Annotated in this window: 12 protein-coding genes; 6 read left to right on the forward strand and 6 right to left on the reverse strand. The window is 32.5% G+C overall.

Annotation, left to right across the window (positions count from 1 at the left end; all coding sequences use genetic code 11):
- Window positions 1–6 precede the first annotated feature (6 nt).
- A complete protein-coding gene (locus tag ACX6CF_RS02370) occupies window positions 7–2,481 on the reverse strand; it encodes a SpoIID/LytB domain-containing protein (protein WP_458783696.1) in 2,475 nt (824 codons plus the stop codon).
- Between the two features lie 465 nt (window positions 2,482–2,946).
- Here ACX6CF_RS02370 and gltB point away from each other — a divergent pair, with 465 nt between their 5' ends.
- The 3 genes from gltB (at window position 2,947) to ACX6CF_RS02385 (ending at window position 9,467) form a co-directional block, all read left to right on the forward strand.
- A complete protein-coding gene (gene gltB, locus ACX6CF_RS02375; RefSeq protein ID WP_458783697.1) occupies window positions 2,947–7,479 on the forward strand; it encodes a glutamate synthase large subunit in 4,533 nt (1,510 codons plus the stop codon).
- Window positions 7,479–8,942 carry a glutamate synthase subunit beta gene (locus ACX6CF_RS02380; RefSeq protein WP_458783698.1) on the forward strand — a complete coding sequence of 488 codons (1,464 nt, stop codon included), beginning with the start codon at window positions 7,479–7,481 and terminating at the stop codon, window positions 8,940–8,942. The genes gltB and ACX6CF_RS02380 overlap by 1 nt, the downstream gene beginning before the upstream one ends.
- Before the next feature lie 324 nt (window positions 8,943–9,266).
- Window positions 9,267–9,467, forward strand: coding sequence for a cold-shock protein (locus ACX6CF_RS02385; RefSeq protein ID WP_458783699.1), 201 nt, complete (start codon window positions 9,267–9,269; stop codon window positions 9,465–9,467).
- Between the two features lie 61 nt (window positions 9,468–9,528).
- On the opposite strand, the gene ACX6CF_RS02390 is transcribed toward ACX6CF_RS02385, so the two are convergent.
- The 5 genes from ACX6CF_RS02390 to hcp all read right to left on the reverse strand — a co-directional run bounded on the left by ACX6CF_RS02390 (window position 9,529) and on the right by hcp (window position 16,535).
- On the reverse strand, window positions 9,529–10,962 hold the full coding sequence (locus tag ACX6CF_RS02390) for an arylsulfatase (RefSeq protein WP_458783700.1): 1,434 nt from the start codon (window positions 10,960–10,962) through the stop codon (window positions 9,529–9,531).
- Window positions 10,963–11,196: 234 nt separating this feature from the next.
- Entirely contained in the window at window positions 11,197–11,559 is a 363-nt protein-coding gene (locus ACX6CF_RS02395; protein ID WP_458783701.1) for a DUF1667 domain-containing protein, read from the reverse strand.
- Between the two features lie 3 nt (window positions 11,560–11,562).
- On the reverse strand, window positions 11,563–12,825 hold the full coding sequence (locus ACX6CF_RS02400; RefSeq protein WP_458783702.1) for an NAD(P)/FAD-dependent oxidoreductase: 1,263 nt from the start codon (window positions 12,823–12,825) through the stop codon (window positions 11,563–11,565).
- Between the two features lie 18 nt (window positions 12,826–12,843).
- Window positions 12,844–14,592, reverse strand: a complete 1,749-nt coding sequence (locus ACX6CF_RS02405) for an FAD-dependent oxidoreductase (RefSeq protein ID WP_458783703.1) — start codon at window positions 14,590–14,592, stop codon at window positions 12,844–12,846.
- Window positions 14,593–14,894: 302 nt separating this feature from the next.
- Complete coding sequence (gene hcp, locus ACX6CF_RS02410; protein ID WP_458783704.1) at window positions 14,895–16,535, reverse strand: hydroxylamine reductase; 1,641 nt, start codon at window positions 16,533–16,535, stop codon at window positions 14,895–14,897.
- A gap of 526 nt (window positions 16,536–17,061) precedes the next feature.
- Between hcp and ACX6CF_RS02415 the strand changes: the two genes are divergently transcribed.
- The 3 genes from ACX6CF_RS02415 to ACX6CF_RS02425 are packed head-to-tail and all read left to right on the forward strand — an operon-like array spanning window position 17,062 to window position 18,254.
- Window positions 17,062–17,325 carry a hypothetical protein gene (locus tag ACX6CF_RS02415; RefSeq protein WP_458783705.1) on the forward strand — a complete coding sequence of 88 codons (264 nt, stop codon included), beginning with the start codon at window positions 17,062–17,064 and terminating at the stop codon, window positions 17,323–17,325.
- Between the two features lie 13 nt (window positions 17,326–17,338).
- Entirely contained in the window at window positions 17,339–17,818 is a 480-nt protein-coding gene (locus ACX6CF_RS02420) for a toxin-antitoxin system HicB family antitoxin (protein ID WP_458783706.1), read from the forward strand.
- Between the two features lie 22 nt (window positions 17,819–17,840).
- A complete protein-coding gene (locus ACX6CF_RS02425; RefSeq protein ID WP_458783707.1) occupies window positions 17,841–18,254 on the forward strand; it encodes a hypothetical protein in 414 nt (137 codons plus the stop codon).
- Window positions 18,255–18,319: the final 65 nt, after the last annotated feature.

Genomic DNA, 18,319 nt, shown 5'->3' on the forward strand with positions numbered 1-18,319 from the left:
AAATATTTAATATATCTCTTTCACTTCAGTACCCTCATAAAAATGATTTAGGATCTTTGTGAAATCATATCCTTTATCAACCATTCCTTTCACACCATTTTGACTCATTCCTACACCGTGACCGTAGCCACCTCCTCTAAACAATATCTTGACCAAGTTACCATCATCATCATATTCTTTATCCATAATATAGAATGCACTTGGCATTAATTCACCAACTATCTTTTCGCTTTTGTTTTGCAATATTACTGGAACCGTTTCTTTACCTTCTATATAAGTGGCTGGAGAAACCAATAATCTGATATTATATTCTGTTGATACCTTCACAATCCTCTCAGAACCTTCAATAATCATTTCAGTGATATTTCCACCTTTACCTCTCTTATATATACCTACATCTTTCAGGGTTCCTATACTTTCTATAGGTCTGCTTCTAAATATTTTATTTTCATCTAGTGTCTTAATCAATTTGGGTTGTATCTTATAGCGTTTGCCTATAGTACTGTTTATAGAAGCTTCAATATGCTCTTTTGTCAATTCAACAGACCATCTATAATAAGCAAACTTTTTATCATAACCTTCAATCTTATCATCTAATATGAATTCCCTGAACAGCTTCTCATCTTCTAAACTTTTGTACTTAGTTTCGCCTTCAAACTGAGGTTTAGCTTGAAGATACTTTGGAGAGGTACTTGGAAATTGTTTAGTGCTATAATTAGGCCATACTTCTCCAGAACTTGCAGTAAATCCACATGACGTAGAGAAGAAATTAGCTGAAACAACATTACCATTGAATGTTAATCCTTTTTTACTTGTTTCATTTACAGCTTTTATTGATGTTTCATTTTCTGGTGTATTGTTATATACTTGTGAACTGACGCTATCGATAACGTGAGCACCATATTTGCAATAACTGTTAGAGTAAAATTGAGTATACGCATAACTTCTAGCACATACAGCTTGAGTTTTAGAAGCTTCCAAACCATATGAAGTAGGCATTTCGCTAGGAACTACAGCATATAGATATTCTTCAATGGGGACTTCATTAACTATTAGATAACCTTCCTCATCTTTAACAATTTCTATTATTCCCCTATAGGAAGGTTGGAAGGCTGATTCACCATTTCCTCTCTTAATACTATTAATTGTTATTTTACCATTATTCAGTGCCTTAATGTATATTCTATCACTAGTATCAAAATAGCTGTCATTGATACTTAGAATTTCTCCTGCTTTACTTTGCTTTTTATTACTTCCATACTCAATTGTGTAATCTGTTGTCCCAGTTAATGTAACACTTCTATGGTGCTTGTTCTTAAATCTATCCGTACTTATTAATACTCTAATATTATTGATATCAACTTTTTCTCTGATAATTGCGGCACAAACCAACCCATTATCATCAACAATAAAATCTGTAGAATCATACCCTACAATAACGTTATTGACGCTCTTCCAATGCATACCATTCACTGTTGAATATATCTTGGCATCATTTGTTAGCGAGTATGTTCCTAATTCATTCAGACTTACTTTGGCACTACTCATCAATAGAACCTTATTAGATATTTTTATCTCCTTTAATAATATACCAGTAATATGTCCATTATCTATTATAATATCTCCTACAACATCTTTTTTCTGCTTATATTTATCATGGTTAATAGTAAGTTCTCTACTTATTCCTCCCATAAAAACAGTTGCCATATTTCCATCAATTTTTTCAATGTAAGCATTTGTAAGTTTTGGTGTTTCATTTATAACACCTTTGACAGCAACGATTTCTCTATCTCTAATTATTACTTTAATTTGTTTATCTAGATAACGATCAAGGGTTAAGCCCTCAAAAGTATACATACCAGAATTAGTAGCCATCTGCCAAGAATTCAGACTTGCACTATTAGCTGGAGTTGCAAACACCGTCAGACTCTTGGTTCTTATTCCACCTTCGTCTTTATTCTTCTCACATAACACTTCATAAAATGACATGAAATCTTTATAGCTTACTGCTTCCTCATTACTCTGTAGAGTTATCTTCAGATCATCCAAATTGATACTGAATCTCTCACTTATTGTATTCAATTCTTTTATAGTCAGTGGTCTTAGTGGATTGAATGTTTTGCTGCCACCTAACATCCATTTGTTCACAACTACTATATTAATGTATTTATCAAACCAATTCTCTGGTGTTGTATCTTCAAATTCAATCTCTCTATCGCTTATTTCAATAGTTCTTTTATCAAAATTTGCAAGTGATATCATTTTTGCCGCCACAGCTCTAGTAACAATCATATCACCATTAATAGCAATTGGTTCAATGTTTTTTTCTTCTTCATCTGATTGATCTTCAGCAGTATTATGATTATCCACTTCATCTCCAATCAAATCATTTTCATTTTCTAGTGTATCCTTAGTGATTGTACATGCACTCAACGTAATTATTATTAACATAATAGCACCTAAAAATTTAATATATCTCATTTAATAACCCCCATATATTGTTTCATTTGTAAAATATATACTCCTCACAATATTTTATCATATTTCCTAATTATATACTAATAAATTAAGCTACCCATTAAAATATTTGTTAATAGTTTCTATTCAATAACTTAATCTTGTATAATATATATATTATTTTAGGCTTGTTTATACCTATTTTTTATTGTTATTACAAATTTATATTTACAAATGATTGACATTTAGTAATATGATTCACTTTTTTCATTAAATCTGGTAATCTTTTTATATATAAAATCCAAAAATACTGTGTTATCATTAATAAAAGCGGCTTTAAATCATACTCATTTTTACATCTTAGCAATATTGAACAAAACCCATTTATGAATGACGCTATATTTTATCCTTCATTGTATTGAATTATCTAATAATTTATGTTATACTATTTTCAATACTCTCTAAATACACAATCAAGGAGGCAATGATATGAATAAATCTTATGGTTTACCTAAGAAACAAGGTCTATATGACCCACAATTCGAAAAAGATAATTGTGGTGTTGGCTTTGTTGCTCATATGAAAGGTAAAAAATCCCATACAATTATAGAACAAGGACTAGATGTTCTAGTCAATCTAACTCATCGTGGTGCAGTAGGTTCTGATCCTGATTCTGGTGACGGTGCAGGTATCTTAATCCAAATCCCTCATGAATTCCTAAAAAAAGAGATGGATACATTAAACTTTACTTTACCTGAAGAAGGTATGTATGGTGTTGGAATGATCTTTTTCCCACAAGAGCCAAATGCTAGATATTTTTGTGAAGGTGTTTTTGAAAAGTACCTTACAAGTGAAGGACTTGAATTAATCGGCTGGAGACATGTTCCGGTTAACGAAAGAGCCTGTGGTTTGACTGCAAGAGGAACAATCCCTGTAGTTCACCAAATATTTATTAAAAGAGGCAATCTTTCTATTGCAGAATTCGAAACCAAATTATATATTGTAAGAAAGCTAGTTGAGGAAGCCATTAGAAAAGCATCTCATACTTATACTGAAGCCTTCTACATCTGTAGTCTTTCAAGTAAGACAATGATATATAAAGGGCAGTTACTTGCTAGACAGATACCAGAATTCTACCCTGATCTACAAGATCCTTTAATGGTTAGTGCCATAGCTTTAGTTCATCAAAGATATAGTACTAATACTTTTCCATCATGGGATAGAGCACAACCATTTCGTTTCTTAGCCCATAATGGTGAAATCAATACTCTTAGAGGTAATGTTAATTGGATGAATGCACGAGAAGGTATTTTTAAATCAGATATTCTAGGAGAAGACATAAAAAAATTATTCCCTATAATTACACCTGATGGTTCAGATTCTATGAATTTAGATAATGCTTTAGAATTATTAGTTGCCAGTGGCAAATCTCTATCTCATGCCATTTCTATGCTAGTTCCAGAAGCATGGCAAGAACATTCTACAATGGATGAAGATAAAAAAGCTTACTATGAATATCATGCAAAACTTATGGAACCTTGGGATGGTCCTGCTGGTATTGCATTTACAGACGGTGTTAAGATAGGTGCTACACTTGACCGTAACGGACTTCGTCCAGCAAGATATCTAGTTACTGATGATGATTTAGTTGTAATGGCTTCCGAAACAGGAGTTTTACCATTTGAATCAGAAACAATTGTTGAAAAAGGAAGACTTGAACCTGGAAAGATGTTCCTAATAGATACTAACGAAGGACGAATTATATCAGATGAAGAAATCAAGAATGAATTATCTAACGAAAAACCATATAAAAAATGGGTAGCTAAAAATAAATTAACTATACAAGATTTACCATACCCTCATGATCCAGCGGTACTGAGTCAAGATAGAATCATTAGAATACAGAAAGTTTTCGGTTATACTGAAGAAGAACTCAAAAGAATTATTGCTCCTATGGCCGAATTAGGAAAAGAAGCTATAAGTTCAATGGGTAATGATGCACCTTTGGCTGTTTTATCAGAAAAGCCTCAGCTTCTTAGTAATTACTTCAAGCAATTATTCGCTCAAGTAACTAATCCACCTATTGACCCAATTCGTGAAAAACTGGTTATGTCCTTAAAACAGTTTATAGGTTATAAAGGAAATATTCTTGGCGAATTGAATGAAAAGAAAAATATTAATTTCATTGAACTTGATTCACCTATACTTGATAACGCTAGCTTTGAAAAAATACGTCATATTCATCATAAAGATTTTAGAGCAGTTAAAATTCCAATTATCTTCCCTGTCTCCAAAGAAGGAGAAGGTCTTGAAGAAGCTCTTAACTCTCTTAACGAAAGAGTCATAAGCAATATTAACGAAGGATACAACATCATAATTTTAAGTGACCGTAATATTGATAAATACAATGCTCCTATACCTAGTTTATTAGCTACATCAAGTGTTCACCATCATTTGATAAAACAAAAGTTAAGAACTAAAGTAGATATCATTGTAGAAACTGGTGATGCTAGAGATGTTATGCATATGGCATTATTAATAGGTTATGGTGCTACTGCTGTCAATCCTTATGTTGCCCTTGATACTATCATGCATCTAGTTGAAAACAAACTATATGTTACAGAAGATATTTCCTACGAAGAAGCTTACTCAAGATATCAAAAAGCTATAGGAAATGGTCTATTGAAGATATTATCAAAAATGGGGATTGGTACACTTCAAAGTTATCATGGAGCACAGATTTTTGAAGCTGTAGGTATTAACAGTGATGTTATAAGTAAATATTTCCCTGGTACACCTTCAAGAATTCAAGGGGTTGGACTTGACATTATTGCAAAAGAAGTTATTATGCGCCATAACGTGGCATTCAATTCTCTTAGAAACCCATATCAGAACCTATTGGAAGGTGGCAATTTACATTGGAGAAAAGAATCTGAAGCACACTTATTCAATCCAGATACAATTAGTAAATTGCAGCAATCTTGTAGAACCGGTAATTACGATTTATACAAAGAATATGCAAACCTTATTAATGATCAAAGCGAAAAACTATGTACAATACGTAGTATGTTAGATTTTTCTACTATGGGAGCTATACCTCTATGTGAAGTTGAACCTATTGAAGATATAGTCAAACGTTTTGCAACAGGTGCAATGTCATTTGGTTCTCTTAGTAAAGAAGTTCATGAGACATTAGCATTAGCTATGAATAAATTAGGTGGAAAATCCAACTCTGGAGAAGGTGGCGAAGACCCCTCTAGATTCGCGAAAGACAAAGACGGTAATTCAAGGAACAGTGCTATCAAACAAGTAGCTTCTGGACGTTTTGGTGTAACTGCTGAATATCTAGTTAACGCAGAAGAAATTCAGATAAAAATGGCTCAAGGAGCAAAACCTGGGGAAGGCGGACATCTTCCAGGACATAAAGTAACTGAAGCTATTGCGAAAGTTCGTCATTCTACACCAGGAATTGACTTGATTTCCCCGCCACCTCACCACGACATTTATTCTATAGAAGACCTTGCTCAGCTTATCTACGATTTAAAGAACATAAATGAGAAAGCTAGAATCAATGTTAAACTTGTTTCAGAAGTTGGTATTGGAACAGTTGCAGCCGGTGTAGCCAAAGCTCATGCCGATGTAGTTCTTGTATCAGGTCATGACGGTGGTACAGGTGCATCACCAGCTAGTTCAATAAAATACGCTGGTCTGCCTTGGGAACTTGGTTTAGCCGAGACTCAACAAACATTACTTATGAATGATCTTCGTAGTCGTATTGTCGTTCAGACAGATGGTCAGTTAAAAACAGGTAGAGATGTTGCAATTGCAGCATTGCTTGGAGCTGAAGAATTCGGTTTTGCAACAGCTGCGTTAGTAGTTAGTGGATGTATAATGATGAGAAAATGTCAAAAAAATACATGTCCTGTAGGAGTTGCAACCCAAGATCCTGAGTTACGTAAACATTTTAAAGGTAAACCAGAGCATCTTATTAATTTCTTTACCTTCTTAGCCACTGAACTTAGAGAATATATGGCTATAATGGGCTTTAGATCCATAGATGAAATGGTTGGTCGTGTGGATATGTTAAAACCGAACAAATCAAAAATGCATTGGAAAGCAAAAGCTATTGATTTTGCTTCTATTCTATATAGACCTGAACTTCCATCAAGAATACAACCAAAATGTGTTAAAGAACAAGAACATGGTTTGGAAGATATTTTTGACAGAACTTTGATAGCTGACGCAAAAGAATCAATTATTTCAAAAGAAAGAGTATATAAAGAGTATCCAATTAGAAATATCCATCGAACTGTAGGAACAATGTTAGCAGGAGAAATCGCTAAAAAATATGGTGATAATGGATTGACTGATGATACTATACATTATAAATTCAATGGCTCTGCTGGACAGAGTTTCGCAAGCTTTGCCACTTCGGGTATGACATTAGAACTTGAAGGTGATGCTAATGATTACTTAGGCAAAGGCTTATCAGGTGGAAAAATCATTGTATATCCAAACAAGAAATCTACCTTTGATGCTGATAAAAATGTTATTGTAGGTAATACATTATTATATGGAGCTACAGATGGAGAAGTATATATAAACGGTATGGCAGGAGAACGTTTTGGAGTTAGAAACTCTGGTGCTACAGCAGTTGTTGAAGGAGTTGGAGATCACGGTTGTGAATACATGACAGGTGGTATCACTATTATTCTCGGTCCTACAGGTCGAAATTTTGGTGCTGGAATGAGCGGTGGTATTGCTTACGTTCTTGATGAATCAGGAGATTTTGAAAAGAATAGATGTAACTACCAATTAGTTATTACTGAAAATATTCAAGATGAAGATGTAACAAGAATCAAAAAATTATTGGAAAATCATATCAACTACACAGGTAGTGAAAAAGCTAAAACGATTATTAATAATTTCCAACAATATAAAGATAAGTTTATCAGAGTTATTTCTCCAGCGTATAAAGAAATATTATTAGAGAAAAACCTTGAATTCAGGGGGTGCAAATAATGGGTAAAGCAACAGGTTTTAAAGAATTCGATAGAAAATTAGGAAATTATAAACCAGAGTTAGACAGAATCAGTAATTTTGATGATATTTATGTTCCATTGAAAGATGAAGATATCAAAGAGCAAGCTTCTAGATGTATGGATTGTGGAGTACCATTTTGCAGTTATAACTGTCCTCTTGGTAATATTATTCCTGACTATAATGACTTAGTATATAACGATCAATGGGATAAAGCTCTAGAAGTTCTCCATACTACTAATAATTTCCCAGAGTTTACTGGAAAAATATGTCCTGCACTTTGTGAATCAGCATGTGTACTTGGTATTAACAGGAAGCCTATCACATGTAAACAGATTGAACTTGCAATAATTGAAAAAGGTTGGGAAAAAGGTATAGTAAAACCTCAACCTCCTGCTGTTTATACTGGCAAAAAAATTGCTGTTGTAGGCTCTGGTCCATCTGGACTCGCTACTGCTCAACAATTAGCTAGAGTAGGTCATACCGTTACTGTTTTTGAACGTGCTGATGCCATTGGTGGTTGCCTTAGATATGGTATACCTGATTACAAACTTCCTCAACTCTATATTGACCGCCGAGTTGATCAAATGGAAGAAGAAGGTGTAACTTTTAAAACTAACACTAATGTAGGAAAAGATATCAGTGTAGAAAAACTAAAAAACAAATTTGATGTAATATGTTTAACGGGTGGATCAACTACACCAAGAGATCTTGATGTATCTGGTAGAAATTTGGATGGTATACATTTTGCTATGGAATTTTTACCACAAGCCAATAAAAGAAATGCTGGAAAAGATATCTCAGACAACGAATCTATTACTGCGAAAGATAAGAAAGTAATTGTTATCGGTGGTGGAGATACAGGATCTGATTGTGTGGGTACTTCTATAAGACAAGGGGCAACTGATGTAATTCAGCTTGAATTACTAAGCGCACCTCCTACTTCAAGAAGCGAAGGACAACCTTGGCCAGTTTATCCTATGGTTCTTAGGACATCTACTTCTCACAAGGAAGCTATGGCTAAATTCGGAAAAGATATAAGAAATTATAGCATAGCAACTAAATCATTTGAAGGCAAAGACGGAAAAGTTACAAAAATCAATTGTATCGAACTTGATTGGATTACTGATGAAAATGGTAGGAAAACCATGAAAGAAGTAGAAGGAAGTGAATTTACTCTTGATGCTGACTTAGTGCTTTTTGCAATGGGATTCTTACATCCTGAACATAAAGGTATGCTAGATAATCTTGGTGTTGAATATGATGGACGTGGTAACGTATTAGCTAATACTAATTGTATGACTAATATAGAAGGTGTTTTCACAGCAGGTGACATGAGACGTGGTCAATCGTTGGTTGTTCATGCCATTGCCGAAGGAAGGAAATTGGCTAAATCTGTTGATGAATATCTTATGGGAACTACTTACCTGAGAAGTTCCTTATAACAAATATATTAAAAATAATTTAGTAAAAAATACGAAAATAACTAAATAAAAAAGTAATTTTTACTAAATATAATTAATCTATACATCAGTATGGTAATATTTATGTATATTTAAGGCAAATATTACTATGCTAAGTCACATATTTTAAAAAATTGATATTTTCATGGTAAAATTACACTGAAAACCAATATAAAATCTATTAAATTTATATTTATTGAATAAAAATATTAATTCTATTTAAAATAAAATTTGACATTTCTCGCTGTATATGATAGTCTATATTAGTAAAGAATTACAAATAATTTTATTTCGGAGGATTTTTTAATGAAAACAGGTATCGTAAAATGGTTTAACAGTGAAAAAGGATTTGGATTCATTTGTGTTGAAGGCGAAGATGATGTTTTTGTACATTTTTCTGCAATTCAAGGTGATGGATTTAAAACTCTAGAAGAAGGCCAAAAAGTTGAATTTGAAGTTGCCGAAGGTGCTAGAGGACCTCAAGCAGAGAATGTAAATAAGCTATAATAAATGGACTAAATGAAAAGAAGGTATTAATACCTTCTTTTTTTCATTTCGTTTATTTTTTTTATTCACATAGACATTTTCTTACTTCTGGCGCATATTTACCTGACACCAATTTACCCTCTTCTACTAATCCATCATCCTTACGTTCTTTCAATACATCTATCAAACGATTCTTCCATAACTGTATCTTATCATGTTGTTTTTCTTCATGAATAATATTTTTCATTTCATTAGGATCATCTTCTAAATTGAAAAAATACTCTCTTCCTGAATAACTATCCCATATATATTTTTCTTTTCCATCTGTGACAAATTGCCATCCTTCAATCATATCAATAGCTTCATTAACAAAACTATGCTCTCCATGTATAAACGTTCTAGTTATTTCACTATCTTCTTCTAATGCTGATAAAAGACTTATACCTTCTACTTCTTCTGGTATTTTTAATTTAGCAGCTTCCAATATTGTAGGCATAATGTCCATATGTGTAACAGGCAGTGTTCTTTTTCCTGTGAGTTTACTTTCAGGTGTTCTTATTATAAAAGGAATCCTTGCAGACCCTTCCATCGGAGTTACTTTTCTATATGATAGATGGTCACCCATCAAATCTCCATGATCAGAGCAAAAGATTATGTATGTATTATCATATAACCTATTTTTCTTTAGCCAGAAAATCAAACGTCCTATTTGGGCATCAATATGAGTAATTGACCCGTAATATGCTCTTCGCATTCTATCTAATAGCTGAGCAGGTAATTCACCTCTAAAAGAATCAACTTCCTCTATTTCTCTATTATTTTCTTCTTTTGCCCAATCGCCCACTGGAATAGGTGGTAATTCCTTGTCTTTATACAAATCATAATAATATTTGGGTGGATCATATGGTGAATGAGGTCTATGATATCCTATTTGTATAAAAAATGGTCTATGGGGATCTCTGTTTTCAATCATTTCTATTGCATTATCCGTAGTCCAGTTAGTAGGATGGAGATATTCATCTGCTTCCCAACTATACCTCATCCATGTATTATTATTCCACTCTATTGCAGGGTCTTTCACTTTCCCATTGGTTTCTTTTTCAAGCCAGCGATGATAATCGCTTTTAACATTACCTAACTTCTCCTGTGGGTCATATAATCTGAGTTCCTCAAATCCTAACCTTACCCTTTGTGGATAAAAATGTGTCTTTCCTACACACATTGTATGGTAACCTCCATCACGAAGTTCCTTCATTAATGTATGTTCATATCTCCAAGGAATACCATCCCTATATCCTGGTCTACCGCAAGTTGATGGAGTCTGCCCCGTTGCGAGACATGCTCTAGCTGGAATACAGCTAGGTGCAGCTGCGTAAGCATGATTGAACATTACTCCTTCAGATGCCAATGCATCTAAATAAGGAGTTTCTATAATATGATTATCATCTTTTCCTAGACAATCCCCTCTCCATTGATCTGGAAAAATAAAAACAAAATTAGGTCTATTAGCTTCCATTACATCATCTCCTGTCCCTTTAATCCATCAGAAGCCATACTTAGAAATATAATTGCAACTTATTATTTTTAAATTGTTCATTTATATATTACTCTAAATTATAACAAATTAACATGATGAATTTTACCCTTTTATGATATATCTTTTTATATTTTCCAAACATAGAAAAAATCATGATTCATTTTATTTAAAATCATGATTCTATAATTTACACATTCTATTGATTCTATCTAGTCAAGATATTTCTGCTATACTTCTAGATGCTATAATATCTACTTTTGTATTACATATATCCTTTATTATAATATCCCCTCTATTTATTGGTGCTTCAACCGTAATCTGGTATAGTTGACTGACACATTCAAACATTTTATTCTTTGGTATTTCATCACTGCTTATGACAGGTAATCTTTTTAGATGACTTCCATCAATCTTTACTGTAGTTGTCAACATTCGTTTAGGATTGATATATTCGTTTTCTCCAAATATTTTTCCTCTTTTACAGGTATTTCCCTCAACTATTATATTATCTCCCTCTTGATAAACAGTTAGATGGCAACTCATAGGACAAACAATACATGTAAATTCTTTTTTCATAATCTACCCCACCTTTACACTAATAGTCAATTCTTTATTACTTGATTTCAATTTTTCACTACTTATATTTTCTACAATCATTTCAGGTGGTAATACTACAACATGTTTTTTATCTAGACATATTTCTCCATCAATTTCTCCAATTACTTTAACTTTTTTCTCTTTTTGTTTTACTCTAAAATATATGGGAAGTTGTTCTTCCAAGTTGTTTATTCTAATTATTTGTGGTACTACAAAATTAACATTATTACCAGGTACAATTGTTTGATATTCATCTTTCAAGTTCAGTTTACCATCTAAATATCTAGCTGCTCCACGGCCTGCAATCTCTCCTGTTATAGATACATAATCTACTAGATCAAATACAGTTACTACATTACCCGCAGCAAAAACCCCTTCAACTGAGGTCATAAAACTTTCATCAACAACTGGTCCCTTGGTCCTTGGGTCTATCTTAACTTCTAACTTGCTTGATAATTCATTTTCAGGGATTAAACCAACTGCTAGAACTAATAAATCACATTCAATATATTTTGCTGTACCTTCTATAGGATTTTTATTATTGTCTACCTGAGCTACTGTAACACCTTTTAATTTCTTATTTCCATGTATTCTAACAACCGTAGTTGATAGATGCATAGGTATATCATAATCATCTAAACATTGGCAAATATTTCTTGTTAATCCTCCTGGGGAACTCATTAATTCATAAACACCTTCTACTTTAATACCTTCTAGTGTCATTCTTCTTGCCATAATGAGTCCAATATCTCCTGAGCCTAAAATAACTGCTTTTTTACCTGGGAGATATCCTTCCATATTTATATATCTTTGTACAGTACCGGCTGTAAGTACACCGCTTGGTCTTGTACCCCATATAAATACTTGTGAACGGGTTCTTTCTCTACAACCCATCGCAAGAATGATAGCTCCACATTTTATCCTCATCATTCCTTCTTTTTCATTCATTGCATATATGATTTTTTGTTTCGTTATTTCTAGAACGATGGTTTTAATCTTGACTTCTATATCTTCATTATTAACTTCTTCTATAAAATTTTCTGCATATTCACAACCTGATAATCTTTTTCCGAATCTATGCAATCCAAATCCATCATGTATACATTGTTGTAGGATTCCACCTAACTCTACATCTCTTTCTATTATGAGCACTTTTTCTACACCTTGTCTCTTCGCTTCTGTAGCCGCTGCTAATCCAGCTGGTCCACCACCTATAACAGCCACATCTGTTTCAATACATTTCACTTATATCCCTCCTTTCGACTACTCCCTACTATTTTTCCTTAATACATAAGAATCAGAACCTTTTAAAGTTATTTCTGTAGGTTCTTTATGCAATTCTCTAGCAAGTATTTCTAATACTCTAGGTCCACAGAAACCACCTTGGCATCTACCCATTCCTGCTCTCGTTCTACGCTTTATGGCATCTATAGTGGTTGCTGGTATTTCTGAATGTATTGCATCTAATATTTCACCTTCAGTTATCAACTCACATCGGCATATTATATTACCGTATTTTGGATTCTGTTTAATCAATTCATCTTGTTCTTCATGAGATAGGTCTCTGAATTGTACCTTTGGTTTTCTAATAGGATTGAAGTTCTTATCTAGAGGAATATTTCCCATATGATCTTTTATTATACCTTCTACCATTTCTGCTATTGCTGGAGCTGATGCTAATCCAGGTGATTGTATACCAGCTACATTAATGAACCCTTTTATTTTTTTCGACATACCTATAATGAAATCTTCTTTATAATCTGCTGCTCTAATACCTGCAAAAAAAGTTATTATTTCTGATTTTTTTACTTCATCAGTAATCCTTTCACCTAATTTTATGATATAATCCACATCCCAGGCTTCCACCGATTTGTTTTCTTTCGAAGGAATTTCTGTAGCAGTTGGTCCCCATAATAGATTCCCTTCTGGTGTTACACAAGCTCCTCCACCTTTTGAATTAGTACTTTTACTCCGTCTACTTCTAGTTCCAGCTGGTCTGTTAAAGAATCCTTTTCTATTTTTATCGATTATCGCTATAGCACCTTTTCTCGGATGAATTGTAAAAAATCTATCCCCTGCCATTTCAGCAATATTATCAGTATATACTCCCGCACAATTAATTACATATTTACTATCAATAATACATTTATTGGTTATTACCCCTTTAGTTTTTCCACGCTCTGTTATTACATCTAATACTTCTGTATCTAACATGAATGATACTCCATTCTGTACTGCATTCTCAGCAAAAGCTATGCATACTTCATAGGGTTCTACCAATCCCATTGTAGACATCAAGAATCCTCCAATAGGCTTACCTTTCACATTTGGTTCTAACTTAAGAACCTCTTCTCCACTTAACCACTTCAATCCAGGAACTTTCATGAATTGCTTTGCCGGTTTAATTAAATATCCTAATTTTGATTTCTTAAGGAATTTCAGTCCCAACATTTTTCTCCACTCACTCTTATCATATACAACATTTAAGGAACCTGATCTTACCAGTTTAAAATTAAGTTCCTTAGAAAGTTTTGTGTACAATTCATTTCCCCTTAGATTAAGTTTAGCTTTTAGTGTTCCTGGTTTAGCAAGAACTCCCGGATGAATATTACCATTATTAGCTTTGGTAGCTTCTTCTGCTATATCACTATTTTTTTCAACAACTACTATATTTAGATTATATTTCGATAATTCTCTAGCAATTGCACAACCACATATCCCTCCACCTATTATTAGGATATCGCATTTCTTATGTACTCCCTCTTTTAGTGTCTTTTTAATTTTTTCCGTATTATCTTTTTTGGGAATAGTTATCCCTTGTACTCTTATATCATTGACTACATTACTAACACCCTTTACTTTTGCTGCAATATGACCGATGTCTACAACATGTTGCCATTTATCTACTTCCCCTGTAAGAGTAACAATTTTGTCAGATGAGATTTCTATGCCTATATCATAACAAGACAATTCTTTTTCATTTTTTATGGCTTTTACAATCTTATCTTTCATGACCTCTCTCCATTCATTTGGCACTTATAATTTTATTGCTTAGCATTCTTATAATATTTTACAACCGGACGTCTATACGTCTATACTAACTTTAATTTTGTCATTTGTCAAGAATCCATAAAGAAAATTCTTGAATTTCTTTTCAGTTATTAGGAATTGAAAAATAATTATAGAAGATACTTTAATTTATTCATATTACGGTAATTTTGTTTTTGTACTACACTAATTTATTTTTAATTTTTATAACAAAAAAGAAGATGCATTGGAGAGCATCTCCTTTTTTATGTTGCTAGAACATTATTTTATTGTAAGAACATTTTTATATCATCTTCCACATTAGTAATTCCACCTATACCGAATGTTTCTACTAATACTTTAGCTACATTTGGTGACAAGAATGCAGGTAGTGTTGGTCCTAAGTGAATATTCTTCACACCTAGATGTAGTAGAGCCAATAACACTATTACCGCTTTTTGCTCATACCAAGCAATATTATAGGCAATAGGTAATTCATTGATATCATTAAGTTCAAATACCTCTTTTAATTTGAGAGCAATGACAGCAAGTGAATATGAATCGTTACATTGTCCAGCATCTAATACTCTAGGAATTCCACCTATATCACCTAAAGGTAATTTATTATACTTATATTTTGCACAACCAGCTGTAAGTATAACAGTATCCTTAGGCAGTTGTTCAGCAAAATCTGTGTAATAATCTCTTGATTTCATTCTTCCATCACAACCAGCCATTACAAAGAATTTCTTTATAGCTCCAGTCTTAACAGCTTCAACAACTTTATCGGCAAGTGCAAAAACTTGAGCATGTGCAAATCCACCAACTATTGACCCTGTTTCAATTTCAGTAGGAGAATCTAATTTCTTAGCTTGCTCTATAATTTCAGTAAAATCTTTTTTACCATTTTCATCTGCTTCAATATGTTTACATCCTGGGAATCCTGATGCTCCAGTTGTATATATTCTATCCATATGATTAGCCTTTGGAGGTACAATACAATTAGTAGTAAATAATACAGGTCCATTAAATGATTCAAACTCTTCTTTTTGTTTCCACCAAGCATTTCCATAGTTTCCTACGAAATTATCATATTTCTTGAATGCTGGGTAGTAATGAGCTGGTAACATCTCACTATGTGTATAAACATCAACACCTGTTCCCTTAGTCTGCTCTAATAATTGTTCCAAATCACTAAGGTCATGACCTGATATTAATATAGCAGGATTATTTCTTACTCCGATATTTACCTCTGTAATTTCTGGATTACCATAAGTAGATGTATTAGCTTCATCAAGCAATGCCATAGTATCCACACCATATTTTCCAGTTTCAAGAGTTAGTGCAACTAAATCATCAGCACTTAATGTATCATCTAATGTAGCAGCTAATGCTTTAGTAACAAATGCGTATATCTCTTTGTTTTCTTTGCCTAAGTTATAAGCATGATGTGCATAAGCAGCCATACCTTTTATTCCATATGTTATTAATTCTCTTAATGAACGGACATCTTCATTTTCTGTTGCCAGTACACCTACAACAACGCTGTCAGCTTTTGCATCCATTTTACTATTAGAATCAGCTGTCCATGTAGCACTATCATGTAGATTTTCTAGAACAATACCTTTTTCCTCTAATTTATTCTTTAATCCTTCTCTTAATTCTAGTCCTTCTTTAATTGTTTTATAAAATGCATTATCATCAAAATTAGCATTTGTTATTGTCATAAATAATCCATTGATTATGAATTCATCCACTTGGTTAAGATCAATCTCAACTTTTCTAGCTTCATTAGCTAAAATAGAAATCCCCTTCATAGTGTAGATAAGTAAATCTTGTAAATTAGCAACTTCTGATTTTTTACCACAAACTCCTGCTAATGTACAACCTGTTCCCTTTGCAGCCTCTTGACATTGATAACAAAACATAGTTCACACAACCTCTCATATTTTTATTATAATTATGTTTTAAATTTTAGTTTTTTGTTAACCACTGACCAAAGTATAGCATGAGGTAAATTAGAATTCTGTAACTTATGTTACGAATGAGAAATTTTTAACAAAAATATGTGACACTAAAAAAGCATGATTATGATCTATGGAACTGTCATTGAAGAAGCCAACGCAGATGCTTCACAGTAATGGGGACTGACTCATTATATTTTCCTTGCAACATTGGACAAAAGGACTTCACAGCCATGTCAAGACTTAGACAGTACTAGACATGCATTTAAGGATATACAGGAAGGGTGGAAATACAGTTCATGATGTTCCACATGATATGACGTTTAGTGACCTGATTGAAAATTCAAAAGGCTAAAGATTAATCTTGCAAAATCTATTTTATGAACCATTTTCAAAAAGGTATTCACATCTATTTAATTATGTGATATTATATATAGTATCATAATGTATAGATTTGTATATAAAAGATAATAATATAAGGGTGAATTTAATGAGCACAAATGCAAAATTATATTATAAAATAAAAAACAATCCAAGAACTGTTAGATTTGAAGATATCGATAAATTACTTACAAATATCGGTGGCTTTGAAAGACGTGATACAAAGGGAAGTCATAAAATTTATCACCATAAAGACCTAAACGGTATCCAAGATTATATAAATATACCCTATAAAAAGCCTACAATTAAACCTATTTACATTATTGAAGCATTAAAGAAATTCGAGTTAATTGTTGATATCAATAACATATAAGCGAGGGATGATTATGAGAAAAGTTAATGATTTTAAAGTTGAAATCACAAAATTATCACAAGAGGATGGAGGGGGATATATTGCTAAGATACCACAATTAGGTTGTATTGGTGATGGTGATACTCAGGCAACTGCTATACAGGATGTTCTTTCAGTTGCAGAGGAATTTATTATTTTAGCAAATGAAAATGGTGATAAAATTCCTTCTCCCGATTTATACTCTGATAAAGAAAATTTTAGTGGTAAACTCTCTTTAAGGCTACCTAAATATTTACATCAAAAAATTGCTGAATTATCAAAAGAAGAAAATTGTAGTATTAATCAACTTATTACCAGTTATATTGCAATAGGTGTAGGACGTGAATATGAAAAACATATTAATATAAAAGTGGAATATAACAATCAGCTAATGTCTAATAATGAATTTAGTGCTTTCAATCAAGAAATATGGGATAAATCAAAAGGTAATTTCAATAATATTATGTATGCTTAAATAATAAATTGAGGTGAAATTAATGAATGAAAAACTTAATAATATTACAAACATTGAACAGCGTTTAACTAGTTTAAGCATTGAACCATGTGCAAGCAATACTTTGTCTGGTGATTCCAAATATAAAATTACTGCAAATTATGAAATAGTAGAAAATACCAATGAATTTTTCTCTGTATTTGTAAAAATAAAATCCACCTTCGAACCCGAAGCTAAATTTAGTAATACCGCTTTTTTTACTATTAAATGTACAATAAGTCAACCTATCAGTGATGAAGAAATCAGAAATAGTATAGATTATTTGTTATTTGGATTAGGTAATCAAAATAGTCAAATAATAAGTTTTTTAACTGATAAGATGTTTAGAATTCCTTTTATATCTCCACCTTCAATAGATGAAATAAGTGAAAAAAAACTATTAGAAGACTACGAGTAATTTACATTAGAATAATGTTAACTCTTCTTTTCGTTTTGATATATCGAAGCAACAAAAAGGGACTG

This window comes from Vallitalea sediminicola, assembly GCF_054408565.1.

Coding starts and splice junctions, on each gene's coding strand:
- ACX6CF_RS02370 (WP_458783696.1), bottom strand. CDS start 2,481: ATGAGATATATTAAATTTTTAGGTGCTATTATGTTAATAATAATTACG.
- gltB (WP_458783697.1), top strand. CDS start 2,947: ATGAATAAATCTTATGGTTTACCTAAGAAACAAGGTCTATATGACCCA.
- ACX6CF_RS02380 (WP_458783698.1), top strand. CDS start 7,479: ATGGGTAAAGCAACAGGTTTTAAAGAATTCGATAGAAAATTAGGAAAT.
- ACX6CF_RS02385 (WP_458783699.1), top strand. CDS start 9,267: ATGAAAACAGGTATCGTAAAATGGTTTAACAGTGAAAAAGGATTTGGA.
- ACX6CF_RS02390 (WP_458783700.1), bottom strand. CDS start 10,962: ATGGAAGCTAATAGACCTAATTTTGTTTTTATTTTTCCAGATCAATGG.
- ACX6CF_RS02395 (WP_458783701.1), bottom strand. CDS start 11,559: ATGAAAAAAGAATTTACATGTATTGTTTGTCCTATGAGTTGCCATCTA.
- ACX6CF_RS02405 (WP_458783703.1), bottom strand. CDS start 14,592: ATGAAAGATAAGATTGTAAAAGCCATAAAAAATGAAAAAGAATTGTCT.
- hcp (WP_458783704.1), bottom strand. CDS start 16,535: ATGTTTTGTTATCAATGTCAAGAGGCTGCAAAGGGAACAGGTTGTACA.
- ACX6CF_RS02415 (WP_458783705.1), top strand. CDS start 17,062: ATGAGCACAAATGCAAAATTATATTATAAAATAAAAAACAATCCAAGA.
- ACX6CF_RS02420 (WP_458783706.1), top strand. CDS start 17,339: ATGAGAAAAGTTAATGATTTTAAAGTTGAAATCACAAAATTATCACAA.
- ACX6CF_RS02425 (WP_458783707.1), top strand. CDS start 17,841: ATGAATGAAAAACTTAATAATATTACAAACATTGAACAGCGTTTAACT.